Source organism: Sulfuriferula nivalis (assembly GCF_009937995.1).
Classification (GTDB): domain Bacteria; phylum Pseudomonadota; class Gammaproteobacteria; order Burkholderiales; family Sulfuriferulaceae; genus Sulfuriferula; species Sulfuriferula nivalis.
The window spans coordinates 3050460-3075079 of sequence record NZ_AP021881.1; the positions used below are offsets into that span (position 1 = coordinate 3050460).

Sequence of the window (24620 nt, forward strand, 5' to 3'; positions counted from 1 at the left end):
CTGGAAGAAGTAAAGTCAGGTTTTAGACTGCATGTCTTATAACACTCGTCACACTAACCTCATACTTAAGGTTATAGGGTCAAGCCTCACGGGCAATTAGTACTGGTAAGCTTAATGCATTACTGCACTTCCACACCCAGCCTATCAACGTGGTGGTCTTCCACGACCCTTTAGGGGGGTTATACCCCCGGGAAATCTCATCTCAAGGCGAGTTTCACGCTTAGATGCTTTCAGCGTTTATCTCTTCCGAATTTAGCTACCCGGCAATACCACTGGCGTGATAACCGGTACACCAGAGATTCGTCCACTCCGGTCCTCTCGTACTAGGAGCAGGTCCCTTCAAATTTCCAGCGCCCACGGCAGATAGGGACCAAACTGTCTCACGACGTTTTAAACCCAGCTCACGTACCACTTTAAATGGCGAACAGCCATACCCTTGGGACCGGCTACAGCCCCAGGATGTGATGAGCCGACATCGAGGTGCCAAACTCCCCCGTCGATGTGAACTCTTGGGAGGAATCAGCCTGTTATCCCCAGAGTACCTTTTATCCGTTGAGCGATGGCCCTTCCATACAGAACCACCGGATCACTATGACCTGCTTTCGCACCTGCTCGACTTGTCAGTCTCGCAGTCAAGCATCCTTTTGCCATTGCACTATCGCTACGATTTCCGACCGTAGCTAGGATACCTTCGTGCTCCTCCGTTACGCTTTGGGAGGAGACCGCCCCAGTCAAACTGCCCACCATGCACGGTCCCCGATCCAGATAATGGACCTAGGTTAGAATCTCAAACACACCAGGGTGGTATTTCAAGGTTGGCTCCACAAGAACTGGCGTCCCTGCTTCTATGCCTCCCACCTATCCTACACAAGTCTATTCAAAATCCAATGCAAAGCTACAGTAAAGGTTCATGGGGTCTTTCCGTCTAGCCGCGGGTAGATTGCATCTTCACAAACATTTCAACTTCGCTGAGTCTCAGGAGGAGACAGTGTGGCCATCGTTACGCCATTCGTGCGGGTCGGAACTTACCCGACAAGGAATTTCGCTACCTTAGGACCGTTATAGTTACGGCCGCCGTTTACTGGGGCTTCGATCAAGAGCTTGCACCCCATCAATTAACCTTCCAGCACCGGGCAGGCGTCACACTGTATACTTCCACTTTCGTGTTTGCACAGTGCTGTGTTTTTATTAAACAGTCGCAGCCACCTTTTCACTGCAACCTCGTTCTGCTCCTCCCGCAGGGGATTCACATACTTGAGGCACACCTTCTCCCGAAGTTACGGTGTTAATTTGCCGAGTTCCTTCTCCTGAGTTCTCTCAAGCGCCTTAGGATTCTCACCCTGCCCACCTGTGTCGGTTTGCGGTACGGTCGTTCTTGAACTGAAGCTTAGTGGCTTTTCTTGGAAGCATGGTATCGCTCACTTCAGTGCCGTAGCACCTCGTCATCATGCCTCAGCATTAAGATCCCGGATTTGCCTAAGATCTCTGCCTACACACTTAAACCAACTATTCCAACAGTTGGCTGAGTTAACCTTCTCCGTCCCCACATCGCATTCAAGACCGGTACAGGAATATTAACCTGTTTTCCATCGACTACGCTTCTCAGCCTCGCCTTAGGGACCGACTCACCCTGTTCCGATGAACGTTGAACAGGAAACCTGGGGCTTTCGGCGAACGGGCTTTTCACCCGTTTTATCGCTACTCATGTCAGCATTCGCACTTCTGATACCTCCAGCAAGGTTCACACCTCACCTTCTCAGGCCTACAGAACGCTCTCCTACCATATGTCATAAATGACATATCCGTAGCTTCGGTGCACAGTTTGAGCCCCGTTACATCTTCCGCGCAGGACGACTCGACCAGTGAGCTATTACGCTTTCTTTAAATGATGGCTGCTTCTAAGCCAACATCCTGGCTGTCTATGCCTTCCCACATCGTTTACCACTTAACTGTGTCTTTGGGACCTTAGCTGACGGTCTGGGTTGTTTCCCTTTTGACACCGGACGTTAGCACCCGATGTCTGTCTCCCAAGCTCGCACTCTTCGGTATTCGGAGTTTGCAATGGGTTGGTAAGTCGTGATGACCCCTAGCCATAACAGTGCTCTACCCCCGAAGGTGATACTTGAGGCACTACCTAAATAGTTTTCGGAGAGAACCAGCTATTTCCAGATTTGTTTAGCCTTTCACCCCTATCCACAGCTCATCCCCTAATTTTTCAACATTAGTGGGTTCGGACCTCCAGTGCGTGTTACCGCACCTTCATCCTGGCCATGGATAGATCATCTGGTTTCGGGTCTACGCCCAGCAACTATCGCCCTTATCAGACTCGGTTTCCCTTCGCCTCCCCTATTCGGTTAAGCTCGCTACTGAACGTAAGTCGCTGACCCATTATACAAAAGGTACGCAGTCACGGATCAAGTCCGCTCCCACTGTTTGTATGCATGCGGTTTCAGGATCTATTTCACTCCCCTCCCGGGGTTCTTTTCGCCTTTCCCTCACGGTACTGGTTCACTATCGGTCGATTACGAGTATTTAGCCTTGGAGGATGGTCCCCCCATGTTCAAACAGGATTTCTCGTGTCCCGCCCTACTTGTCGCAAGCTTAGTTCTACTAACAGGTTTTTACATACGGGACTATCACCCACTATGGTCGGCCTTTCCAAACCGTTCTGTTAACGTGTTAGCTATATCTTGCAGGCTGCTCCGCGTTCGCTCGCCACTACTTGCGGAATCTCGGTTGATTTCTTTTCCTCGAGCTACTTAGATGTTTCAGTTCGCTCGGTTCGCTCCTCTAGACCTATGTATTCAGTCTAGGGTACCCCTAAGGGTGGGTTTCCCCATTCGGACATCTGCGGATCAAAGCTTGCTTGCCAGCTCCCCGCAGCTTTTCGCAGGCTGCAACGTCCTTCTTCGCCTGTAATCGCCAAGGCATCCACCACATGCACTTAGTCGCTTGACCCTATAACCTTAAGTCTCTGTCGCCAGAGCTTTCAGTCATAGGTTAGTGCAACGTTTGTGTTGCCAACTCGGTTCGACTAAGTTCCAAGTTGGTTTGATACAATCTAAAACCCATTTCGTCAATTCGCTTCTCAACAAGGCTTGCACCTGGTCAATCCACTTATCAACAACTTTACTTCTTCCATTTTTTTAAAGAGCATTTACACTTAAAGTGTAAGGTCTAGGGTGTTTGCTTTGTTTTTCATGCAACACGCTACACCTGACACTTCAGGTCTTCGCTTCCTAACAGTTTTACTTCGCACTAAGGTGAGTGGTGGAGGATAACGGGATCGAACCGTTGACCCTCTGCTTGCAAAGCAGATGCTCTCCCAGCTGAGCTAATCCCCCATTCATTCTTGGTGGGTCTGGTTGGGCTCGAACCAACGACCCCCGCGTTATCAACACGGTGCTCTAACCAACTGAGCTACAGACCCTTTGACAGGTCTGGTCGTGTGAGGCTGCTTGAGTCGCGTTGCTCTGCTTGTCTCAGGCTTTGCCTTGCCGCGCCATTCCTTGTGCGTCGCTGACAATCGATAAGTGTGAGTATTTACTGACGGTTACTCTAGAAAGGAGGTGATCCAGCCGCAGGTTCCCCTACGGCTACCTTGTTACGACTTCACCCCAGTCATGAATCCTACCGTGGTAAGCGCTCTCCCGAAGGTTAAGCTACCTACTTCTGGTAATACCCACTCCCATGGTGTGACGGGCGGTGTGTACAAGGCCCGGGAACGTATTCACCGCGACATGCTGATCCGCGATTACTAGCGATTCCGACTTCATGCAGTCGAGTTGCAGACTACAATCCGGACTACGATCGGCTTTCTGAGATTAGCTCCCCCTCGCGGGTTGGCAACCCTCTGTACCGACCATTGTATTACGTGTGAAGCCCTACCCATAAGGGCCATGAGGACTTGACGTCATCCCTACCTTCCTCCGGTTTGTCACCGGCAGTCTCATTAAAGTGCCCAACTAAATGATGGCAATTAATGACAAGGGTTGCGCTCGTTGCGGGACTTAACCCAACATCTCACGACACGAGCTGACGACAGCCATGCAGCACCTGTGTTACGGTTCTCTTTCAAGCACCAAGCTATCTCTAGCAAGTTCCGTACATGTCAAGGGTAGGTAAGGTTTTTCGCGTTGCATCGAATTAATCCACATAATCCACCGCTTGTGCGGGCCCCCGTCAATTCCTTTGAGTTTTAATCTTGCGACCGTACTCCCCAGGCGGTCAACTTCACGCGTTAGCTGCGTTACTAAGGAGGTCTCCCTCCCCAACAACTAGTTGACATCGTTTAGGGCGTGGACTACCAGGGTATCTAATCCTGTTTGCTACCCACGCTTTCGTGCATGAGCGTCAGTATCGACCCAGGGGGCTGCCTTCGCCATCGGTATTCCTCCACATATCTACGCATTTCACTGCTACACGTGGAATTCTACCCCCCTCTGCCGTACTCTAGTTTATCAGTTTCCAACGCAGTTCCCAGGTTAAGCCCGGGGCTTTCACATCAGACTTGATAAACCGCCTGCGCACGCTTTACGCCCAGTAATTCCGATTAACGCTCGCACCCTACGTATTACCGCGGCTGCTGGCACGTAGTTAGCCGGTGCTTCTTCTACAGGTACCGTCATTATTACTGGTTATTAACCAGTAACGTTTCTTCCCTGTTGAAAGAGCTTTACAACCCGAAGGCCTTCTTCACTCACGCGGAATGGCTGGATCAGGCTTGCGCCCATTGTCCAAAATTCCCCACTGCTGCCTCCCGTAGGAGTCTGGACCGTGTCTCAGTTCCAGTGTGGCTGATCATCCTCTCAGACCAGCTACTGATCGTCGCCTTGGTGAGCCTTTACCTCACCAACTAGCTAATCAGACGTCGGCCGCTCCACTAACGCAAGGCCCGAAGGTCCCCTGCTTTCTCCCGTAGGTCGTATGCGGTATTAGCACATCTTTCGATGCGTTATCCCCCATTAGTGGATACGTTCCGACGCATTACTCACCCGTTCGCCACTCGCCACCAGAGCAAGCTCCGTGCTGCCGTTCGACTTGCATGTGTAAAGCATTCCGCCAGCGTTCAATCTGAGCCAGGATCAAACTCTTCAGTTTAATTCCTGTTGTGCTACTCGCTACATAAATGCAACTTTCGCTTGTCGCTTGCTTACATATTTCTATTTCAGCATGCGTATTTACTACTTTTAGTTTCGTTTCAGTACAGCACCAGTTGCCCAGTACCGCACCAAACTCACCGCAGTAAATACCCACACTTATCGATTGTCTTCTTGTTAAAGAGCGTTTGCTTCCGGTCGGTTGCGACTTGCTTTGCTTCCAACGAGGTGCGAATTATACAGACCCATTTTACATTGTCAACTATATTTCTTGTTTAATTTGAATTAGGGTGAATAAGCACTTTTGCATACTTCCGCTTTCCAACCTGCAACACGCACTCACTACCTATTGGCAGAACTAAACCCCTATCGCTAATTTTCTCCCCATCAACTTTAACCCCACCCTGATCTATCATTCTATTGGCTTCAGACGTGCTAGCCGACAATCCTGCCTGCTTCATAATTTGCGCTATCTGCACACCCTTACCATCTGTTGCAGTCAGCTCTACAGTCACCAAATCATCCGGCACCCCACCCTGACGGAAGCGCGATTCGAAATCCAGCAATGCATTCTCTGCAGCTGTCGCATTGTAGAAACGACTAACCATCTCCTGCGCAAATCTGACTTTTATATCTCGTGGATTTAACCCCTCGACAACTTTCTGTTTCCAAATTGCTATATCCCCTAAACTTGCAGACGACAATAGTTCTAAGTAGCGCCACATCAATGTGTCAGGTATAGACATGATTTTGCCAAAGATCTCATTTGCCGGCTCCGTAATACCTATATAGTTACCTAGCGACTTGGACATTTTATTAACCCCATCCAAACCTTCCAATAAAGGCATGGTCAACACACACTGGGGAGCCTGACCATAATGCTTTTGCAACTCACGCCCCATCAACAAGTTAAATTTCTGATCAGTTCCGCCCAACTCCAAATCGGAGTTCAATGCCACCGAGTCATAACCCTGCACCAAGGGGTACAGAAACTCATGTATTGCAATAGGCTGATTATTTTTATAACGTTTACTAAAATCGTCCCGTTCCAGCATGCGCGCAACCGTGTGCGTTGCAGCCAACTTCATCACTCCCGCCGACCCTAACTGATCCATCCATGTGGAATTAAATACCACCTCAGTTTTATCTGGATCAAGAATCTTGAACACCTGCTCTGTGTATGACTTCGCATTTTCGGCAACCTGCTCACGCGTGAGTGGCGGGCGCGTAGTATTCTTGCCGGTGGGATCTCCTATCATTCCAGTAAAATCGCCAATCAGAAACAATGCATGATGACCCAAATCCTGCAATTGCTTCATTTTATTCAACAGCACTGTATGACCCAGATGCAAATCTGGCGCAGTTGGATCAAACCCGGCTTTAACCCGCAATACCTTGCCCGCCTTCAACTTCGCCACTAATTCATGCTCAACAATTAATTCATCACAACCACGCTTAATGATCTGCAGCGCTTCATTTACCCCAGCAACCATCACACTAACCCCATAATAATCAACACACTAAATCTAAAGCTTCTCATTGCCGACACGTTCTGTTACTATCACGTGTCGAGCACGCAGTAAGGAAATGAAACAATGGCGAGAATCAAACGTAATAGCAATTTACTAACACACGGCGAACGTGTAAACGCACGCAAAGTTCGCTTACGCTGGTTGATTGCTCTGTCCAGCCTTCCATTATTCGGCATGGTAACCGCTTTTGGTATAGCTCCGCAAACAGATACCTCCAACGTTACCGTTTCCACCGTTGTTGAAAACTTGGCGCTACCCGAAACAATCAGCCTTGCCGACACAAGCACTAACACATATATCCGCGACGAACGTATCGAACGTGGCGACACTGCTGCAAGCATACTCAAACGTTTGGGCGTAAATAACGAACAAATATCGGCATTCCTGAAAACCCCGGATGCGACACATGCACTAATACAAATAAATCCTGGCAAGCGCATACAAGCCGAGGTCAGCGATGATGGCAAATTAATTTGGTTACGTCATGCCAGCACAGATGGCAAAATGTTAAACATTATCGCCCAGAACAACCAATTCAACACCAGTGTAACTACCGCCCCACTTGAAACAGCAACTGTAATGAAGTCAGGCGTAATTCGTAACTCATTATTTGGCGCTACTGATGCCGCAGGCATACCTGACGCCATTGCCACACAAATGGCGGATCTGTTTTCTACCGACATAGACTTCCATCAGGATCTGCGCAAAGGCGACAACTTCAACGTTGTCTACGAGACCAAATCTTTAAATGGTCAAATGGTAATGACAGGGCGCGTTCTTGCTGCTGAATTTGTGAATGCTGGACACGCCTACCGCGCAGTGTTTTTCGATGGCGCAAATGGCAAGGGTGAATATTACACTCCTGAAGGCAAACCACTAAAAAAAGCATTTTTACGTTCGCCACTTGAATTTACACGTATCAGCTCTGGCTTCGAAATGCGTTTTCACCCCATTTTGAAACAATGGCGCCAACACAAAGGTATTGATTACGCAGCCCCAATCGGAACAAAAGTTCGTGCGATTGCTGATGCAACCGTTGAGTTTGTAGGCCAGCAAACGGGCTATGGCAACTTTATCGTACTTAAGCATAGTGGCAACTACAGCACTGCTTATGGTCATCTTTCAGCCTTTGCCCAAGGACTGCACAAAGGTGAAAAAGTTAGTCAAGGCGATTTAATTGGATATGTAGGCATGACGGGCTGGGCAACTGGACCACACTTACATTACGAGTTCAGAATTGCTGGTGTAGCAACGAATCCGCTTACCGCAAATATACCTGTTGCCTTTCCTATTGCAGCTCAACAGCTACCTAAATTTAAAGCGGAAGCACAACCTTTGGTCGCGCGACTCAACTTGCTAGACGGCACCAACCTTACCGCCATGGAATAAGCACGGCATCGTGTCCGATAAAACTCACCTTATCGGACTCATGTCCGGCACAAGTTTAGACGGTATTGATGCAGCATTGGTCTGTTTTGATGCATCGCACCCCGCAGGCTGTTTGATTGAAACGCAATATGATGCTTACCCACCCGAGCTAAGCCAACGCATACTTGCATTGCAAGATACTGGTGATGATGAAATCCATCGCACCGCAGTTCTTGCCAACGAACTCGCTGATCTGTATGCCGCTAGCGTCAACAAGCTTATCGCAAAATCTCATATTCACCCAACAGCCATCGCCTGCCATGGGCAAACCATACGTCATCGACCCGATGCAAGCTACACCATACAATTAGTCAATGCCGCTCGCCTGACTGAAAAAACACTAACCACAGTGATAGCCGACTTTCGTAGCCGCGACATTGCTGCAGGAGGTCAAGGCGCCCCGCTGGTTCCTGCTTTCCATGCCGCAGCCTTCAGGCGACCCGATTTACACAGAGTTATTGTTAACATAGGCGGCATTGCCAATATCAGTGACTTGCCAGTCGAGGGGAAAATCACCGGATTTGATTGTGGTCCAGGCATAGGTCTTTTAGACACATGGTGCCTGACCCATACCGGCGAGCCTTATGATAAAGATGGTGCTTGGGCAGCACAAGGTGAAGCATTACCTAAACTGCTTACCAAATTACTAAGCCATCCATATTTTAAATTACCCCCACCCAAAAGTGCGGGTAGGGAACAGTTCAATAATCAGTGGCTAAATTCATTACTGACAGGAAATGAGTCTCCCGTTGATGTGCAAGCAACACTTGTACAATTCACTGCTGACAGCATCGCCCAAGCAATCAATACACTATGCACTCCAAACGTTGATGAACTTTATTTGTGCGGAGGTGGCGTACATAACCAAGCACTAACATCGGCTCTTAAAATTGCACTACCCAAGCTCAACATCCAACGCACCGATGTTATCGGCATTCATGCAGACTGGCTTGAAGCACATGCGTTTGCCTGGCTAGGCTGGCAAACTCTACAGAATTTGCCAGGCAACCTGACTGAAGTCACAGGTGCCGAGCACCCATGCATATTAGGCGCCATCTACCCAGCATAAAAAAGGAGGCCGAAGCCTCCTTTTTTAGCATTCTCACATTACTAATTTAAGCAGAGAACGATGAACCACAACCACAAGTTGAAGTCGCGTTAGGGTTCTTAATTACGAACTGCGCACCTTCCAGACCTTCTTGATAATCAATCTCAGCACCTACCAAATACTGATAGCTCATAGGATCAATTAGCAAAGTCACGCCATTTTTAACCATAGCGGTATCATCTTCGTTCATGACTTCATCAAAAGTGAAGCCATATTGGAAACCTGAACAGCCACCACCGCTAACAAACACGCGCAGTTTCAAATCAGCATTACCTTCTTCTTCAATCAGTTGTGAAACCTTGTTCGCTGCGTTATCAGTAAACACTAACACAGGTTGCATTTCAGTCATTGCATTCATTTTAAAACTCCTATAAACAGTATTTTACCATTATCTACATGCCCATGCCTTACGTCAAGGCAACAGTCCAATTAATTCTAATCCCATCGACTCTGCGAAACCGAACATAATATTCATATTCTGCACAGCCTGGCCTGCAGCGCCTTTAACCAAATTATCGATCACTGACAACACCACAACCATATCGCCATTTTGCGGCCTGTGCCAAGAGATACGACAAGTGTTTGCACCTCGAACGGAACGCGTCTCAGGATGCGAGCCCGCAGGCATCACATCAACAAACGGCTCATTCTGATACCGCTGTTCAAATAGCGCCTGTATATCCACACCATGCGTCACCCGCGCGTACAAAGTCGCATGAATGCCCCGGATCAGCGGTGTTAAATGTGGCACGAAAGTAAAATTAACATTCTTCCCTGAAAATCCAGCCAAACCCTGACTAATTTCGGGCAGATGCCGATGTCCAGATGCACCATAAGCAGCAAAACTGTCTGCAGATTCAGCAAACAAAGCCCTTACAGACGCACCACGCCCGGCACCACTCACTCCCGACTTAGCATCCGCAATGAGACAAGAGGTATCAGCCACACCTGCAGCCAATAACGGTAAAAAGCCTAATTGCACTGCAGTAGGGTAACAACCAGGGTTCGCAATCAATCTGGCCGTTTTAATCTGCTCACGATTCACCTCAGGCAAACCATAAACTGCCTCCTCTACCAGCTCTGGACAAGCATGCTCCATGCCGTACCATTTAGACCAGACTACCAAATCCTTAATACGGAAATCAGCCGCCAAATCAATTACGCGGACACCTGCTGCCAATAACTCTCGCGCCTGTTGCATCGCAATACCATTTGGCGTGGCGAAAAACACCACATCACAACTTGCTAAATCCGCTTGCTCGGGATCAGAAAAAGCCAAATCCACATGCCCACGTAAATTAGGAAACATATCAGCAACGCGCATACCGGCTTCTTTACGTGAAGTAATCGCAGCCAGCTCAACCTGTGGATGCAACGCCAACAAACGCAATAACTCGACACCTGTATACCCTGTACCACCGACTATGCCAACCTTAATCATGCGCAACTTCCTTAATGTGCAAAAACATTATCATAACTCACAGACAACAAAAAAGCCGCCCAGTTCAAGGCGGCTTTTTCGATGGGCAAAATAAACAATGCCCGAATAATTAACGCTTGGAGAACTGTTTAGCGCGACGAGCTTTACGCAAGCCGACTTTCTTACGCTCAACCACACGCGCATCACGTGTTACGAAACCAGCTTTTTTCAATGAAGTCTTCAGACCCAAATCAAACTCAATCAGCGCACGGGTAATACCGTGGCGGATTGCACCAGCTTGACCAGATTCACCACCACCATGCACATTGACCATAATGTCAAATGCAGATACGTTGCTGGTTAATTCTAAAGGCTGACGAACGATCATACGACCTGTTTCACGAGAAAAATACTCATCAACAGGTTTTTCGTTCACAACAATATTTCCACTACCCGCTTTAATGAAAACACGAGCAACAGCGTTTTTGCGACGGCCAGTGCCGTAGTAATAATTTCCGATCATGGCTTAACCTCTGATTTCCAAAGCTTTAGGCTGTTGTGCAGAGTGCGGGTGGGTTGCACCTGCGTAGCACTTCAACTTTTTAATCATTGCATAGCCCAATGGGCCTTTAGGCAACATGCCCTTAACTGCTTTTTCTAAAACACGACCTGGAAAACGCGCTTGCATTTTCGCAAAGGTAGTTTCATAGATACCACCTGGGTAACCAGTGTGACGATAATATTTCTTATCTTCAGCTTTATTACCGGTTACTTTTAATTTCTCAACGTTAACAACAACGATAAAATCGCCAGTATCAACGTGAGGGGTAAATTCTGGCTTATGCTTGCCGCGTAAAATACGTGCAACTTCAGCAGCTACGTGTCCCAAAACTTTATCTGTTGCATCAACAACAAACCATTCACGATTAATCTCGTGTGCTTTGGCTGAAAACGTGCTCATTGCGGTAAAGGTGTTCATTTCAAACCCCTGCTAATTCTTAAACATGGAAAGCCGAGTATAATAATTCAAATAGCTAATCATGTCAAACACTCCCATCAATATTTGTTCCACTCACTATAAAAATGTCCTGGATTTTTACTATTTTTATCAGCGCCTTACTCTTGCCGCCACTCAGCCTTATTCTGCTTGGTGGCATAAGCCTAGGATTACTTAACCGCCATCGCTTGCTTGGCAAAATACTCTGCACAACCACTTTGATACTGCTATGCGCACTATCCATGCCTGTTATCGCTGATAGGCTACTGGCGCAATTTGAACATTACCCCGTAATCAATTTAGCCCACCCGCCTGCCGCAGATGCAATTGTTATCTTGGGTGCCGGCAGCTATTTTGATGCGCCTGAGTACGGTGGCGACACCGTTAGTCGCTATGCGTTAGAACGCGTGCGTTACGGCGCGCGACTTGCACGCGCTACTCATTTACCCGTTGCAGTCAGTGGAGGCAACCCTGCCGGCGGTGTAGCTGAAGCCTATTTAATGCGCGACACGTTGCAGCAAGATTTTAACGTTGCCACTCGCTGGATCGAACCTCACTCAAACAACACATGGGCAAATGCTCACGCCAGCCGTGCACTATTACCCAGTCAGATTAATCGTATCTATCTGGTAACCCATGCCTGGCACTTACCTCGTGCCATCTATGCTTTTGAGCATGCTGGATTTACCGTTATTCCTGCTGGCACAGGTTACAGCCTGGCCAAGCATATCAATCCAATTGACTTTATTCCGCAGCCACGCGGACTGACCAACAGTTATTTTGCAATCCATGAAGCGATAGGACTTATCTGGTATCGACTTAAAGGTTAGAATTATTCATCACTCACAAGGAGAAAACGCATGAAAGCACGTATCAAATGGATAGAAGGTGTAGCATTTGTGGGCGAAACAGGCAGCGGCCATGGCTTAGTAATGGATGGCTCGGTTGAAGGCGGGGGGCGCAATTTAGGTCCACGTCCTATGGAAATGATGTTGTTAGGTGCAGGTGGATGCACATCTTATGACGTCGTTACTATATTGAAAAAAGCACGTGCCGACATCGTAGATTGCGTTGCTGAAATTGAGGCAGTGCGTGCCGACACTGATCCTAAAGTATTTACCAAAATTCACTTGCACTTCATCGTCAGTGGCCGCAATCTCAAACCTGAATTAGTGGCTCGCGCAATCAATCTTTCAGCGGAAAAATACTGTTCAGCATCTATTATGCTGGGGAAAACTGCCGAGATGACACATGACTTTGAAATTGTAGAAATTTAACTCATCTCGACAGATCAGATCTTAATCTGGACTTGAAATACTGTATCGGGACATATCCCGATACAGTATTAAACTGGATAGCAGCGTACTGAATATACCGTGTTGTTTTTGATAATATCAAATAACAAATCAATATTAGGGTGTTTGCCAGGGTTCTGACGCGCATCATCAGTATGCTCTGCAAACAATGCTAACGCCTCTTGCGCGCCTTTTTGACCGATACCACCCCACTTTAGCGCAGCGTGATAATACACACGAAATGAACCTGCACTACCTGGTTTGTTTTCTATCACACCGCAGACATTACCCATTTCATCAAACAGTTTCATAGAACCAAACGCATCAACGTTCTCAAGTTTTTCAAGATTTTCTGCAAAATTCGCCATGACTTATACTTTCGTTCAAATGGTGAGCATTATACCCAATAAGCTGTTTTCGTCATCACTTTAGACATGAGCTGCATCACCCCTTTCACCGGCATGGGTAAGGCTGCACCGCCATGAGCCACAGCAGTCTCAGCATGACGTGCCTCATCCTCCTGCATCTGTTCAACCACCGCACGGCTTTTCGCATCAGCCACTGGCAATTCAGTCAAATGCGCTGCTAAATGCGACCCTACCTGCCGTTCAGTCTCAGCCAAAAATCCCAAATTCCACTTATCTCCCAACGCACCCGCCGCCATACCCACAGCTAACGAACTCGCATACCAGACGGGATTAAGCAAACTCTTGCGACCACCCAAAGCATCTATCCGTGCTTCGCACCACGCCAGGTGTTCTGTTTCTTCACGAGCAGCTTCAGCCAACGCCGCTTTTGCTTCAGGATTGCGTGCGGTCAACGACTGACCTTGATACAAAGCTTGAGCACACACCTCACCAACATGATTAATCCGCATCAGACTTGCCGCATGTTTTTTCTCTGCCTCCGTCAATGCCGCATCTTCTAACTCCTTGCCAGGAACAGCACGCACACTTTGCGCGGGTGCAAGTACGGTACGCAAACCATTATCCAACGCTAATATCAACGCATCTAAATTCATTACCATCTCACTTACTCGACTAATTTATGCAAGAATAACGCGAATTCATCCAAGATTAAACCTCAACATGCGTTACTGGCTCATACTGTTCCTTGCTTTTTTATCTCCTAGTCATGCAGCACCGCTATCTCACGCGGTTTTAAATGCGCTCAATGCCGCACATATACCAGAACAAAACACAGGCATCATCATTTGGGACAGTATGAGCCCCGCCCCAAGCATCATGATTAATCCCAATCGTGCATTTAATCCGGCATCTACCATGAAGTTGCTTACCAGCTATGCTGCACTCAATCTGCTTGGCCCTGCCTACACATGGAAAACCGACATCTATTACGACGGCAATTTGCACGATGGCACACTGAATGGCAATCTTTATCTCAAAGGTTTTGGCGACCCTGACTTAACCGTAGAACGATACTGGATGTTACTGCATCAATTGCGTTTAAGCGGCATACAGCACATCAACGGTGATCTGGTCATCGACCAACGTTACTTCCAACTCAGTCCTCGTCCACAATTCGACGATCACCCTAATCGCGCTTATAACGCAGAGCCTGCTGCGCTGATGGTCAATTTCAACAGCAGTGAAATCAAGCTCACACCCAATACGACGAATGTTACTGTACAAGCTGAACCACTTCCCAGCGATACGCATATCTTTAATCACATCACGCTTAACAACGAAACCTGCGGAGAGTGGCGCGATGCCATACACACCGAATGGCAAGCTGATACGCATCAGCTCAGCTTAAATGGCAACTATGCCAGAGACTGCGGTGAAAAATCTTTTGCACTCAATCTCGGTAATGCCAGCACACTGGCTGCAGGGCTTTTTCAACAGTTATGGCAAGCCGAGGGCGGCACAATAACTGGCACTTGGCGTGTAGCCAACACACCTGACAGCGCGCAGCTGGTTTTCAGCTACAGCTCTCCACCACTGGCGCAAATCATTTACGACATTAATAAATACAGCAACAACATCATGGCACGCAGTGTATTTTTAAGCCTGTCCTCGCCCCCTAGTGCTAACATAGCATCAGCCAGTGACAATGTTAAAAACTGGCTCAAACTGTCGCAACTGGACTTCCCTGAATTGATATTGGAAAACGGTGCCGGTTTATCCCGTCTGGAGCGCATCAGCCCATACCATATGGCACAACTGCTATACGCTGCGTACCATAGCCCCTATTACCCCGAACTTGCCAATAGCCTGCCCATCGTCGCTATGGACGGCACCATGAAAAAACGCCTGAAAGACACCCTCGTCGCAGGCCGCGCCCACATCAAAACAGGCACGCTGGATGGCGTAAAAACCATGGCCGGCTATGTACATGCCACCAATGGACACACCTACATCGTTGTCTTTTTTATCAACGACGAACACGCACAGGCAGGTGGTTTAGCGCAAGACACGCTATTACAAGAAGTCGATAATTAAATTGTAGCTATGTGAACTGACGCACATAACGACGATACGAAAAGAGCGTAGTATCTAATCTCCCACAGTCAGGAGAAAACATCATGAACCTACACTTAAGCATAGGACCACTCGCCGCACTTATCGCAGGCATACTTATATTGATTATGCCGCGTATGCTAAATCTAATCGTCGCAATTTATCTAATTGTCATTGGCATAATCGGTCTGTTTGGCACCCATTTTTGAGCGCCTAATCAGCATTCACCCAATCTCAATTTAATAAGGAATAATCATGCGTAAATTAATAATCAGCACACTTGCACTAAGCGTAGCACTCACAGGCTGTGCGGACATGTCCGCAACTCAGCGCGGCACGGCAACAGGCGCAGGAATAGGCGCAGGTTTAGGTGCGATTATTGGTGCAACAACGGCAGGCGGCGGTGGTGGGCGCGCAGCGACAGGCGCGGCAATAGGCGGTATTGCGGGTGCGGTTGCAGGCAATATCTGGTCGAACAAAATGGAACAGCAGAAGCAGCAAATGGAACAAGCCACTCAAGGCACAGGTGTACAGGTTAGCCAGACTGCTGACAACCGTTTAAAACTCGACATCCCCAGTGACATCTCATTTGACACTAACCGCGCCGATATCCGTCCGAATTTCCGTGTCATCCTGGATAAATTCGCCACCAGCCTGATCGAAAATCCAAGCACCCGAATTACTATCATTGGACATACCGACAACACTGGCAATGACGCAATCAACAACCCATTATCGCTAGCGCGAGCATCACATACACGCGACTACCTGACCGCACGTGGCGTGGCTGTTGCGCGGTTCAATGTTGATGGGCGCGGTTCACATGAACCCATTACCACCAATGACACCAGTGCAGGACGTGCGCAAAATCGTCGAGTCGAAATTTTTGTGGCTGAACCTCAACAATAAAGGCTGTGCACTATGGCCGTAACCATTATGCGTAGCTTGAATCCCGACAGGAACACACGACATGTATTACGGTGAGCGCTTCAACGCCATCACCCACCTCGTTGGTGCAGCACTATCCATTGCAGGCAGTGTGGTATTAATCACGCTTGCAGCACTACATGGCAACGCGCTGAAAATAACAGGTGTGGCTATCTACAGCTTTACTTTGATTACCCTCTACACCACTTCAACGCTCTACCACAGCCTGCGCGGACGCTCCAAAGACATACTGCGCAAACTAGACTACCAGGCCATCTACCTGCTCATTGCGGGGACATACACCCCATTTTGCCTGGTCACGCTCCACGGCACATGGGGCTGGTCACTACTAGCTATCGTGTGGACACTCGCAATCATAGGCATACTGCAAGAATTCTGGCCAAAAAATGAGGCCAGAATTCTATCCATCATCATCTACATACTCATGGGCTGGGTCATCCTGATTGCCATCATCCCGCTGCTCCACGCATTAGGCCGCACGGGCTTCATCTGGCTGGCTGCGGGTGGCTTGTTCTACACCGGGGGCATAGTTTTTTATGCCTATGATTATAAATTCAAACACTGGCACGGTATCTGGCACCTGTTCGTCATCGCTGGTAGCCTCATGCATTATTTCGCAATCTTATTCTTTGTTGTATAAGCCAGTCGTCATACTGGGGTAACAGCCACCGCTGGCGTTAATATCAACCGCCCATTCTGCACAGGAATTTGCTGCCCAGGGTTATGGTCCATACGCACCTTGCCCTGCTTGCTACCCAAACGATAAACCACATCATAACCCAATGTTTTTTTCGCACTTTCATATTCTGTTTTACAGCGCGATTTGATCTCGGTCTGCTTATCAGATTCCTGCATATTCTCTTGCACATGGTTCCCCGCATAACCGCCAGCCGCAGCACCTGCTACCGTCGCCACCGTTCTGCCTGTACCACCCCCCACCTGATTGCCCAATACCCCACCCAGCACCGCACCAATCGCGGTACCTGCAATCCGGTTTTCATCTTTTACCGGTGCCCGATGCACCACAGCCACATCTTTACATACACGATGTGACGTACGCACAGTTTCCGTCACTGGATCCACACTGACCACCTCCGCATAGGCAGGCTCAGCATGCATCACCTTATATCCAGCAACCCCGCCAATAGCCGTAACTGCAGCAGCCCCAGCCACTAAACCAATCAATAATGATTTATCCATTTTTCCCTCACATTAAAAAGTTAATGCAATGCTTAACGCTGATGTCTGTGTGCCAGACTGGATTGAACTAACCTAAAACCAGGCAAATCACTGGCATCTGTAGTATTCCCAGCATCATGTACTTGCACATCCTGAATTAACATATCTATTGTCCCTGTCACCTCTGCCCCATCTTCAACGGTCATGGCGGTATAGCGAATATGCCCATGAATTTTGGCGCTGGCATAAATCACTAGTCGTTTATGAACTATCAGCTCGCCCTCAAAAGTACCTCTTATTTCTGCCACATCAACCTCAGCCGTACCCTCAAACACGCCGCCTTCTGCAATCCGGATATGACGACTTTTCATCGACGACTCAACACGGCCCTCCACAATCAAAATTTCGCAATCCGTTATTTCAGATCCTTTAAGTTCGATATGCGGCCCTACCACCAGTTTGTTACCTTCATCCTTAGGTGGTTTCATTGTTGATGGCACAATCACAGGCGGTGCTGATGGTGACTTTAAATTGATTTTTGGCTCATCCGCGACTGCATTAGCATCCGCTTTACGCGCCTGTAGAAATTTTCTTAACATCTGACTTCTCCTATTGTCTTTATCTGACGACACTGAATTATTTTGCTTGGAAAAAACAACTAGAAAACAGTGAATTAATAATTAAAAAAGTGTCGCCCTTAAGCGACACCTGACCTGACAAACCCACTTTAATCAAACGCAGCCTTAATACGACTGCTGTAATTGCCCAGATAGAGCGCACCTATAAACAACATACGTGCGATATAAAGATTCAACATAAGAACTAAGTGGCTAAAATAAAGCATCATGATATTTTCCTATAAGTTAAGAGCGGGCTTAATTACCCAGCTAACCTAGCTACAGCAAACACCATGCCATTTATATTTATCATTAATTATCAATAAGTTAGATAATATTCTCGCAATTAATTACACGAATTTGTCGCCAATCGAAGACAGTTATTGATTTTCCAGCAACATATATACTTAGCAAAACCACATGCCAGCCACTACACATAACTGGCAGAGCAAATTCTCAACATCAGCACAGTCAACAACATTTATAAATGCCACTTGGCACAATTGAATAAATTCATATATGCTTACCGTCAGACGCTTGTTTTAATAACAAATATGGGAACAACATGAATACAGCAACCAAGCCTGCAAAACCCATGGCAACCGATCGATTTACGTCAACTTTTGACGATATCAAAGCACGTGTTGGTGATACGTTTCAGGTACAAATAGGTTCGGACGCGCAGGAAATCAGACACTCAGTCAAGCTACTGGGCTATCTGACTGGCAAAACCATAATGATTACTACCCCAGCAGTAAATAACAGCGCCATGTTGTTACGCGAAGGCCAGAACATAACTGTCCGTGCTTTTTCAGGAACGGCAGCTTATGCGTTCAGCTGCGACATTATCAAAGTCTGCAACACGCCGATTACCTATCTGCATTTAAGCTACCCAAAAACCACGCAAAAAGCCCCTATCCGCGCGGCCGCACGCATTAATTTTGACATCATCGGCGCATCAACCAATATTACGCATAATGAAAACAGCAATGCCGCACCCACACCGATTATCATTCACGATATCAGCACAACGGGGGCGTCAATTGCGTCAAGCACGCCATTAGGCAAAAAGGACGACATCTTGCGCATTGCTTTCCGCGCCAAGATACGTGACATTGTTGTTCACCCCACCCTCAAATGTGCAATACGCTCACTCACCAGCACCGATGATGAAGTCAATCCGATTAAATATGGGTTACAGTTTCTGGATTTAGATACGCAAGAACTGCTTACTTTGCAGAGCCTGGTTTATCAGAAAATACTGGAAGACAAATAAACTTAAGCTACGCACGATGTCGCAAGCGCAAACATCGTGCACACGTTCAAGCTTAAGCTTTAGATCCCGCACCATACAAATAATGCGAGAATTGCGCAAAGTCGCTACTGACTGAGCGGAACAATTTATCCATACTCAATACCGCCTGCTCAACAATATTAATTGCAATATAAGGATGCTCCACTTTCATCCGTTTATACATTGCACGGGATAACTTGAGTACTTGCGTGTCGGCCGCTTTAGCCACCAGACGTGCAGAGCGCGCACGTTTGTCGAAGAAAGACATCATCCCCAGCATTTCGCCCACACCGGTACGCACCACTTCATATTCATTCTGTCCGTCAGGAATAATCAACGCTATTTCGCCTTTCACAACGAAATACAATTCATCACCCACGTCACCCACGTCAGATACGACATCATCATAGTCAAAATGCAACACGCTCAAATAATTCAACAAGGTGTTCACTTCCGCTACGGTCAATGACTCACACAAATATTGCTGACTCATAAATTGAGCTAATTCTGCATGTTCTGCTAATTGTTTTGCGACCATTTCACTCTTCCTCTACATTAAATTCATCAGCGGCCTTCTGCATTAAACGCATGCCGCCTATCATACCTTCTACCCGACTCCGCACCCGCGCAGCCAACGCTTGCCAGCCGTCTTTATCGCTGGCTGCAGGAATGGGTTCAAACGGATAATGTCTATGCTGCACCCCTGCTCGTAAAATGGGCTTGGCAGCAAACGCAGCCTGATCCAGCGTCACCAGCAAATCCGCCCATGTTAACAACGCCTCATCCAGCACGGGCACATCACCCTCCACGCCAGCCAACACCGCAGCACGCGCTTCCAGCCACTCACGGCCTAATTTTTGCGCATAGTGCGCAGCCAAATTAGCCGGTGCGGGATGTAAACCACCCAAAAAAATCACCCGCGCACGTCTTTTGTAGCCCATATTCTTAGCCATCTATTTAAAACCATATTCATTTTATCGGGTTTTAGCCTAAAATTGCCATATCACACACAAATAACCAAGCCACTGTGCATACGCTACTTTTGCCCATACTACGCAGCCTGTCTGATGGCCAGTTTCATTCAGGCACTCAACTCGCCCTGCAACATCAAATTTCACGCGCCAGCGTGTGCAATATTATTGCGGGTGCAGCCGACTTGGGTATCACTGTACATAAAGTTCGTGGACGTGGTTACCAACTTGCCAGCCGCCCAGACTGGCTAGATGCTGAAGCTGTGCGAGCAGCCATGCCCGCCACAACAGCACCCTACCAGCTAGAAGTCATCGACAGTATTGCCTCAACCAACGCCACCCTGCTTCACGCCACTGACGATGCACCACATCGCCATTGCCTTGTGGCTGAACAACAAACTGCAGGTCGTGGACGGCGCGGTAAAGTCTGGCAGAGTGTTTTGGGTGGCAGCCTGACCTGCTCTATCCGCTGGCGCTTTAACCAGGGCATAGCGACACTTGCAGGACTCAGCCTCGCCGTTGGTGTCGCATTAATACGCAGCTTGCAACAACTAGGTTGCGATGGGATACAACTCAAATGGCCCAACGATCTGCTCTGGCATCAGCGTAAACTGGCCGGTATCCTCATCGAAGTACAAGGTGATATGAATGGTCCCTCGACCGCCATTATCGGCATCGGTATCAACATGCAACTCCCTGCTACTGCACGCAATCAGATTGATCAAGCGGTTACGGATATACAAGAAATACTCGGCCATCCATTATCCCGTAACGTGTTACTCGGCACACTACTCACCGAGCTCGCCGACGTCATGGACGATTTCGAACGCAATGGACTGCACAATTTACAAAAAGTGTGGCAAGCGTCACACGCCTACGCCGATCAACCAGTACAAATCCATATGAGCAATGGCCAAATCATTCAGGGTATCGCTGTCGGCCTGGCTGAAAATGGTGCACTCCTGCTGCGTACTGACGATGATAAACAAATCAGCGTCCACAGCGGTGAAGTCCATAGCGCCCGTAAATTAACGCCATGAACTTACTCCTCATTGACGCCGGCAACACCCGTATCAAATGGCGGCGCATCGGTGCAGATGGTGAACGCCGTAACGGCTATCTCAGCCATGCACAAGTTGACCAGCTTGCTGAACTGACAGGCATCATCAGCCACATCATCATCAGCAACGTGGCCGGAGCAGCATTAGGTGCTCGCATCAACCAGCAATATCCATCCTGCGCGCAATACATCCTGACCGCCAGCACACAACAATGTGGCGTACACAGCCATTACCAGCCCGCCACACAACTCGGCAGTGACCGTTGGGCGGCACTCATAGGCGCGCACCATCTGGGTGCCAACAACAGCATTATCGTCAGCGCAGGCACGGCAATTACCGTTGACGCATTAAGCCACGGCGAGTTTCTCGGCGGCATCATTATGCCGGGCACACAACTGATGCATAGCACACTCAGCCAGAATACTGCGCAACTGCCACGAGCTGATGGGTACATCAGCGAATTCCCTTCCAACACCGCAGACGCCATAACCACCGGCTGTATGTTAGCGCTCACTAGCGCCATTACAGCCATGCAAGAAAGACTAACAACCCGAAACACTATGCCAACTGACATCTGGCTACATGGCGGCGATGCAACCACTTTTAGCCCATTGCTTCCACACACACCGCATTTAGTGGACAATCTGGTTCTGACTGGCTTGGAAGTCATTGCACACGAGGTATACACTTGAGACTGCTGATTTTAATTCTACTGATAGCTAACGCACTGGTTTTCGCCTGGACACAATGGGGACAACCTGCACCCATCCCAGAGCCCAAAGAATTCAATCCGGAAAAAATTCATATCGTGCGTGAAAACGAGCCCGCGCAGCCTGTGGCCGCTGTAGCAAAGGCAGAACCAACTCCAGTGGCAGCAACTACTGAACCCGTTGCGCCACCCACACCCACACCCACACCCACACCCACACCCACACCCACACCCACACCCACACCCACACCCACACCCACACCTGCACCTGCACCTGCACCTGCACCTGCACCCACACCCACACCCACACCCACACCTGCACCCACACCTGCACCTGCACCTGCACCTGCACCTGCACCTGCAATAGTATCCGCCAAACCAGCTATCAGCTCAGCTACTACAACATGCGCCACTTGGGGACCTATTGCCGCTCAACGCGTTGAAGATGCACAAATACGCCTGAACAAACTGAAATTGGGCGATCGCCTTAATGTGCTAGAGACGCCAATACACAGCGGCCCATACTGGGTTTACCTGCCTCCGCTTAAATCCAAAGCCGAAGCTGATAATAAAACTGAAGAATTAAAAAATTCAGGTATCAAGGACATCTCCGTCATCCGTGATGGCAAATGGGAAAATGCGATTTCCATGGGCTTATACGGCAAAGAAGCCATTGCCAATGACCGTGTAGCCAAACTCAAAAAGCTGGGCATTAATGCCCAAATAGAAGCCAGAGGCAAAACCGCCCGCACGTTCGCACTACACCATCTGAGTGATGACGAACTGAAACAGATCAAACAAATGCAAACAGACTTTGGTGGTCCAGCGATCAAGAAAACTACATGTGAATAAGCCATATTTTGAGCAGAATATACAACGCACCATGAATCGACAGTCATAATGCGTGGCCAGAAAGTCTGCTATTCGGCGAGGCTGTGTGAAAACGGTCTAAAATTCTGACCGGGATGGGGTGGCCTCAGAAACACACTGGCTGCTCAATTTTGATTTGCAGGTGGTGTTGGGAACAGAGCAAGCAAAAGGCCCGATCAGGCCTGTATCGCCACCATCAACTCCTTGATTCCGATGATTTTCATCACTCGCTTCATGTTGTAGGCGAGTACATGCAGGCTCATTTCGGTACTGACCCGTTCCAAGGTTCGGGTCAGGAAATGGGTTGCTCCCATCCAATCCTTAAGCGTGCCGAACGGATGCTCAACGGTCTGTCGTCGAATTCGCATAGCATCTGGTTTTTTATCGAGACGTTTTTGCATGGCATCAAGGCTGGACTCATGCTCTCCACGGGAGATACGTCGATATGGGCTGGGAGTACATTTATCCTTGATTGAACAGCGAGGGCAATCCGAACTCGAGTATCTATGAATAAGTGCACCCCGCTCAATACTGGTGAACCGTTTGGTCAGTCGGCTTCCGGCCGGGCAACGGTATTCGTCTGTTTCTGGTTCGAAGATGAAATCTTCTTTGTCGAATCGTCCATCGGCTTTGGCCGATGAAGTCATTGGCTTGGAAACGAAAGGGGTAATGCCTGTTTCCTCGCAGGCATGTATTTCCTCGCCATTGAAATAGCCACGATCCGCAATCACCTGCAGATCGGACGCGACCATGGCCACCTTGGCTTGCTTGGCCATCTTTGCTAACTGACCCCGGTCACTCCCCGTATTGGTGACCTCGTGGGCAACGATGAGATGGTGCTGTGTATCGACCGCCGTTTGAACGTTATAACCCACCAACCCTCGACTGGTACTGGTTGCCATGGCGCGAGCATCCGGATCGGTTAACGAAATTTGTCCGCTGGGTACCTGATCCAGTTGAGCTTTAATTTCTTTCAGTTGCTCCAGCCTGACCTTCATCGTTGCCATCTTCTCCTTGAGTCGGGTTGTTCTCGCCTCGGCAATATCGGCAGGCTGCCGGTCTGCGGTATCCATTGCTGTCAGGTAACGCTCAATGCTACGATCAATTTCCTGTATCCGCTTTTCAAGTTTGCCGCGTGTGAAGTTGCGGTCATGTGCATTGACCGCTTTGAACTTGCTGCCATCAATAGCCACGACTGCTTGGGTGAAGAGATTTAGCTGGCGACATAGCACAATGAACTGATGGCAAACGTTGCGGATACCTTTGCTGTTGTCCTTCCTAAAGTCAGCAATGGTCTTGAAGTCGGGAGACAGCCTTCCGAGCAGCCACATCAGTTCAATATTCCGATGAGTTTCTCTTTCCAGCCGGCGGCTCGATTGAATGCGATTGAGATAGCCATACACATAAAGTTTCAGGAGCGTCGATGGGTGATACGAAGGTCGCCCGGTAGCGGCTGGCGCAACTGAAAAACCAAGGTCACTAAGATCGAGCTGATCGACAAACACATCAACAACCTGGACAGGATTGTCTTCACTGATATAGTCATCGAGGCACTCCGGTAGCAACGAGACTTGGCTCCGACATTCGCTATGGATAAATCGCTTCACGATAA

General features: G+C 48.4%; 25 protein-coding genes, 2 tRNA genes and 2 rRNA genes. 12 read left to right on the forward strand and 17 right to left on the reverse strand.

What is annotated here, in order from left to right:
* Nucleotides 1-75 precede the first annotated feature (75 nt).
* The 5 genes from SFSGTM_RS14990 to tyrS form a co-directional block, all read right to left on the reverse strand.
* Nucleotides 76-2958: ribosomal RNA gene (locus tag SFSGTM_RS14990) — 23S ribosomal RNA — on the reverse strand.
* A 310-nt stretch (nucleotides 2959-3268) separates the two neighbouring features.
* Nucleotides 3269-3344 (reverse strand) — tRNA-Ala (locus tag SFSGTM_RS14995).
* Between the two features lie 9 nt (nucleotides 3345-3353).
* A tRNA-Ile gene (locus SFSGTM_RS15000) sits at nucleotides 3354-3430 on the reverse strand.
* A gap of 132 nt (nucleotides 3431-3562) precedes the next feature.
* A 16S ribosomal RNA gene (locus tag SFSGTM_RS15005) occupies nucleotides 3563-5100 on the reverse strand.
* The 16S and 23S rRNA genes sit together here with 2 tRNA genes alongside, the layout of an rRNA operon.
* 274 nt (nucleotides 5101-5374) lie before the next feature.
* Nucleotides 5375-6592 (reverse strand): tyrosine--tRNA ligase, encoded by a 1218-nt coding sequence (gene tyrS, locus SFSGTM_RS15010; RefSeq protein ID WP_162086367.1) that lies wholly within the window; start codon nucleotides 6590-6592, stop codon nucleotides 5375-5377.
* Nucleotides 6593-6694: 102 nt separating this feature from the next.
* Between tyrS and SFSGTM_RS15015 the strand changes: the two genes are divergently transcribed.
* The gene (locus tag SFSGTM_RS15015; RefSeq protein WP_162085866.1) at nucleotides 6695-8020 is read left to right on the forward strand and encodes a M23 family metallopeptidase; all 1326 of its coding nucleotides are present in this window, start codon (nucleotides 6695-6697) and stop codon (nucleotides 8018-8020) included.
* 10 nt (nucleotides 8021-8030) lie between these two features.
* Nucleotides 8031-9128, forward strand: coding sequence for an anhydro-N-acetylmuramic acid kinase (locus SFSGTM_RS15020; protein ID WP_162085867.1), 1098 nt, complete (start codon nucleotides 8031-8033; stop codon nucleotides 9126-9128).
* 46 nt (nucleotides 9129-9174) lie between these two features.
* On the opposite strand, the gene erpA is transcribed toward SFSGTM_RS15020, so the two are convergent.
* The 4 genes from erpA to rplM form a co-directional block, all read right to left on the reverse strand.
* Nucleotides 9175-9525, reverse strand: coding sequence for an iron-sulfur cluster insertion protein ErpA (erpA, locus tag SFSGTM_RS15025; protein WP_162085868.1), 351 nt, complete (start codon nucleotides 9523-9525; stop codon nucleotides 9175-9177).
* A gap of 54 nt (nucleotides 9526-9579) precedes the next feature.
* Nucleotides 9580-10608, reverse strand: coding sequence for an N-acetyl-gamma-glutamyl-phosphate reductase (argC, locus tag SFSGTM_RS15030; protein ID WP_162085869.1), 1029 nt, complete (start codon nucleotides 10606-10608; stop codon nucleotides 9580-9582).
* A 109-nt stretch (nucleotides 10609-10717) separates the two neighbouring features.
* The gene (gene rpsI, locus SFSGTM_RS15035; RefSeq protein WP_162085870.1) at nucleotides 10718-11110 is read right to left on the reverse strand and encodes a 30S ribosomal protein S9; all 393 of its coding nucleotides are present in this window, start codon (nucleotides 11108-11110) and stop codon (nucleotides 10718-10720) included.
* Between the two features lie 3 nt (nucleotides 11111-11113).
* On the reverse strand, nucleotides 11114-11548 hold the full coding sequence (gene rplM / locus SFSGTM_RS15040; protein WP_162086368.1) for a 50S ribosomal protein L13: 435 nt from the start codon (nucleotides 11546-11548) through the stop codon (nucleotides 11114-11116).
* 122 nt (nucleotides 11549-11670) lie between these two features.
* On the opposite strand from rplM, the gene SFSGTM_RS15045 reads away from it, so the two are divergent.
* Nucleotides 11671-12414 carry a YdcF family protein gene (locus SFSGTM_RS15045; RefSeq protein ID WP_162085871.1) on the forward strand — a complete coding sequence of 248 codons (744 nt, stop codon included), beginning with the start codon at nucleotides 11671-11673 and terminating at the stop codon, nucleotides 12412-12414.
* 30 nt (nucleotides 12415-12444) lie between these two features.
* A complete protein-coding gene (locus SFSGTM_RS15050; protein WP_162085872.1) occupies nucleotides 12445-12861 on the forward strand; it encodes an OsmC family protein in 417 nt (138 codons plus the stop codon).
* A gap of 68 nt (nucleotides 12862-12929) precedes the next feature.
* On the opposite strand, the gene SFSGTM_RS15055 is transcribed toward SFSGTM_RS15050, so the two are convergent.
* The gene (locus SFSGTM_RS15055) at nucleotides 12930-13247 is read right to left on the reverse strand and encodes a DUF2322 family protein (RefSeq protein ID WP_162085873.1); all 318 of its coding nucleotides are present in this window, start codon (nucleotides 13245-13247) and stop codon (nucleotides 12930-12932) included.
* Nucleotides 13248-13276: 29 nt separating this feature from the next.
* Entirely contained in the window at nucleotides 13277-13906 is a 630-nt protein-coding gene (gene coq7, locus SFSGTM_RS15060) for a 2-polyprenyl-3-methyl-6-methoxy-1,4-benzoquinone monooxygenase (protein ID WP_162085874.1), read from the reverse strand.
* A gap of 61 nt (nucleotides 13907-13967) precedes the next feature.
* Between coq7 and dacB the strand changes: the two genes are divergently transcribed.
* The 4 genes from dacB (at nucleotide 13968) to trhA (ending at nucleotide 16947) form a co-directional block, all read left to right on the forward strand.
* Nucleotides 13968-15341: a D-alanyl-D-alanine carboxypeptidase/D-alanyl-D-alanine endopeptidase gene (dacB, locus tag SFSGTM_RS15065; protein ID WP_162085875.1), complete on the forward strand. Its 1374-nt coding sequence runs from the start codon at nucleotides 13968-13970 to the stop codon at nucleotides 15339-15341.
* An 83-nt stretch (nucleotides 15342-15424) separates the two neighbouring features.
* A complete protein-coding gene (locus tag SFSGTM_RS15070; protein ID WP_162085876.1) occupies nucleotides 15425-15568 on the forward strand; it encodes a DUF3096 domain-containing protein in 144 nt (47 codons plus the stop codon).
* A gap of 43 nt (nucleotides 15569-15611) precedes the next feature.
* On the forward strand, nucleotides 15612-16268 hold the full coding sequence (locus tag SFSGTM_RS15075; protein WP_198420669.1) for a YiaD family glycine zipper/OmpA-like lipoprotein: 657 nt from the start codon (nucleotides 15612-15614) through the stop codon (nucleotides 16266-16268).
* 61 nt (nucleotides 16269-16329) lie between these two features.
* A complete protein-coding gene (gene trhA / locus SFSGTM_RS15080; protein ID WP_162085878.1) occupies nucleotides 16330-16947 on the forward strand; it encodes a PAQR family membrane homeostasis protein TrhA in 618 nt (205 codons plus the stop codon).
* Between the two features lie 8 nt (nucleotides 16948-16955).
* On the opposite strand, the gene SFSGTM_RS15085 is transcribed toward trhA, so the two are convergent.
* Both SFSGTM_RS15085 and SFSGTM_RS15090 read right to left on the reverse strand, forming a co-directional pair.
* Nucleotides 16956-17507, reverse strand: a complete 552-nt coding sequence (locus SFSGTM_RS15085; protein WP_162085879.1) for a glycine zipper 2TM domain-containing protein — start codon at nucleotides 17505-17507, stop codon at nucleotides 16956-16958.
* A gap of 32 nt (nucleotides 17508-17539) precedes the next feature.
* Nucleotides 17540-18085 carry a bactofilin family protein gene (locus tag SFSGTM_RS15090; RefSeq protein ID WP_162085880.1) on the reverse strand — a complete coding sequence of 182 codons (546 nt, stop codon included), beginning with the start codon at nucleotides 18083-18085 and terminating at the stop codon, nucleotides 17540-17542.
* Nucleotides 18086-18668: 583 nt separating this feature from the next.
* Between SFSGTM_RS15090 and SFSGTM_RS15095 the strand changes: the two genes are divergently transcribed.
* The gene (locus tag SFSGTM_RS15095; protein ID WP_162085881.1) at nucleotides 18669-19379 is read left to right on the forward strand and encodes a flagellar brake protein; all 711 of its coding nucleotides are present in this window, start codon (nucleotides 18669-18671) and stop codon (nucleotides 19377-19379) included.
* Between the two features lie 52 nt (nucleotides 19380-19431).
* Here the strand turns inward: SFSGTM_RS15095 and SFSGTM_RS15100 are convergent, their stop codons facing one another.
* Nucleotides 19432-19935 carry a cyclic nucleotide-binding domain-containing protein gene (locus SFSGTM_RS15100; protein ID WP_162085882.1) on the reverse strand — a complete coding sequence of 168 codons (504 nt, stop codon included), beginning with the start codon at nucleotides 19933-19935 and terminating at the stop codon, nucleotides 19432-19434.
* A 1-nt stretch (nucleotide 19936) separates the two neighbouring features.
* Nucleotides 19937-20350: a hypothetical protein gene (locus tag SFSGTM_RS15105; RefSeq protein ID WP_162085883.1), complete on the reverse strand. Its 414-nt coding sequence runs from the start codon at nucleotides 20348-20350 to the stop codon at nucleotides 19937-19939.
* A gap of 74 nt (nucleotides 20351-20424) precedes the next feature.
* Here SFSGTM_RS15105 and SFSGTM_RS15110 point away from each other — a divergent pair, with 74 nt between their 5' ends.
* Nucleotides 20425-21408: a biotin--[acetyl-CoA-carboxylase] ligase gene (locus SFSGTM_RS15110; RefSeq protein WP_162085884.1), complete on the forward strand. Its 984-nt coding sequence runs from the start codon at nucleotides 20425-20427 to the stop codon at nucleotides 21406-21408.
* On the forward strand, nucleotides 21405-22121 hold the full coding sequence (locus SFSGTM_RS15115; protein WP_162085885.1) for a type III pantothenate kinase: 717 nt from the start codon (nucleotides 21405-21407) through the stop codon (nucleotides 22119-22121). The genes SFSGTM_RS15110 and SFSGTM_RS15115 overlap by 4 nt, the downstream gene beginning before the upstream one ends.
* A 109-nt stretch (nucleotides 22122-22230) precedes the next feature.
* Here the strand turns inward: SFSGTM_RS15115 and SFSGTM_RS16995 are convergent, their stop codons facing one another.
* Nucleotides 22231-22551 carry a hypothetical protein gene (locus SFSGTM_RS16995; RefSeq protein WP_174237425.1) on the reverse strand — a complete coding sequence of 107 codons (321 nt, stop codon included), beginning with the start codon at nucleotides 22549-22551 and terminating at the stop codon, nucleotides 22231-22233.
* Nucleotides 22552-22630: 79 nt separating this feature from the next.
* On the opposite strand from SFSGTM_RS16995, the gene SFSGTM_RS17000 reads away from it, so the two are divergent.
* The gene (locus SFSGTM_RS17000) at nucleotides 22631-22990 is read left to right on the forward strand and encodes an SPOR domain-containing protein (RefSeq protein WP_174237426.1); all 360 of its coding nucleotides are present in this window, start codon (nucleotides 22631-22633) and stop codon (nucleotides 22988-22990) included.
* Between the two features lie 194 nt (nucleotides 22991-23184).
* On the opposite strand, the gene SFSGTM_RS15125 is transcribed toward SFSGTM_RS17000, so the two are convergent.
* Nucleotides 23185-24615, reverse strand: coding sequence for an IS1182 family transposase (locus SFSGTM_RS15125; RefSeq protein WP_162085124.1), 1431 nt, complete (start codon nucleotides 24613-24615; stop codon nucleotides 23185-23187).
* Nucleotides 24616-24620 lie beyond the last annotated feature (5 nt).

Coding starts and splice junctions, on each gene's coding strand:
- SFSGTM_RS15015 (WP_162085866.1), top strand. CDS start 6,695: ATGGCGAGAATCAAACGTAATAGCAATTTACTAACACACGGCGAACGT.
- SFSGTM_RS15070 (WP_162085876.1), top strand. CDS start 15,425: ATGAACCTACACTTAAGCATAGGACCACTCGCCGCACTTATCGCAGGC.
- coq7 (WP_162085874.1), bottom strand. CDS start 13,906: ATGGTAATGAATTTAGATGCGTTGATATTAGCGTTGGATAATGGTTTG.
- SFSGTM_RS15045 (WP_162085871.1), top strand. CDS start 11,671: ATGTCCTGGATTTTTACTATTTTTATCAGCGCCTTACTCTTGCCGCCA.
- SFSGTM_RS15090 (WP_162085880.1), bottom strand. CDS start 18,085: ATGTTAAGAAAATTTCTACAGGCGCGTAAAGCGGATGCTAATGCAGTC.
- SFSGTM_RS15050 (WP_162085872.1), top strand. CDS start 12,445: ATGAAAGCACGTATCAAATGGATAGAAGGTGTAGCATTTGTGGGCGAA.
- SFSGTM_RS15085 (WP_162085879.1), bottom strand. CDS start 17,507: ATGGATAAATCATTATTGATTGGTTTAGTGGCTGGGGCTGCTGCAGTT.
- trhA (WP_162085878.1), top strand. CDS start 16,330: ATGTATTACGGTGAGCGCTTCAACGCCATCACCCACCTCGTTGGTGCA.
- SFSGTM_RS15115 (WP_162085885.1), top strand. CDS start 21,405: ATGAACTTACTCCTCATTGACGCCGGCAACACCCGTATCAAATGGCGG.
- rplM (WP_162086368.1), bottom strand. CDS start 11,548: ATGAGCACGTTTTCAGCCAAAGCACACGAGATTAATCGTGAATGGTTT.
- tyrS (WP_162086367.1), bottom strand. CDS start 6,592: ATGGTTGCTGGGGTAAATGAAGCGCTGCAGATCATTAAGCGTGGTTGT.
- SFSGTM_RS15055 (WP_162085873.1), bottom strand. CDS start 13,247: ATGGCGAATTTTGCAGAAAATCTTGAAAAACTTGAGAACGTTGATGCG.
- SFSGTM_RS15100 (WP_162085882.1), bottom strand. CDS start 19,935: ATGGTCGCAAAACAATTAGCAGAACATGCAGAATTAGCTCAATTTATG.
- SFSGTM_RS15095 (WP_162085881.1), top strand. CDS start 18,669: ATGAATACAGCAACCAAGCCTGCAAAACCCATGGCAACCGATCGATTT.
- SFSGTM_RS15105 (WP_162085883.1), bottom strand. CDS start 20,350: ATGGCTAAGAATATGGGCTACAAAAGACGTGCGCGGGTGATTTTTTTG.
- rpsI (WP_162085870.1), bottom strand. CDS start 11,110: ATGATCGGAAATTATTACTACGGCACTGGCCGTCGCAAAAACGCTGTT.
- dacB (WP_162085875.1), top strand. CDS start 13,968: ATGCGTTACTGGCTCATACTGTTCCTTGCTTTTTTATCTCCTAGTCAT.
- erpA (WP_162085868.1), bottom strand. CDS start 9,525: ATGAATGCAATGACTGAAATGCAACCTGTGTTAGTGTTTACTGATAAC.
- argC (WP_162085869.1), bottom strand. CDS start 10,608: ATGATTAAGGTTGGCATAGTCGGTGGTACAGGGTATACAGGTGTCGAG.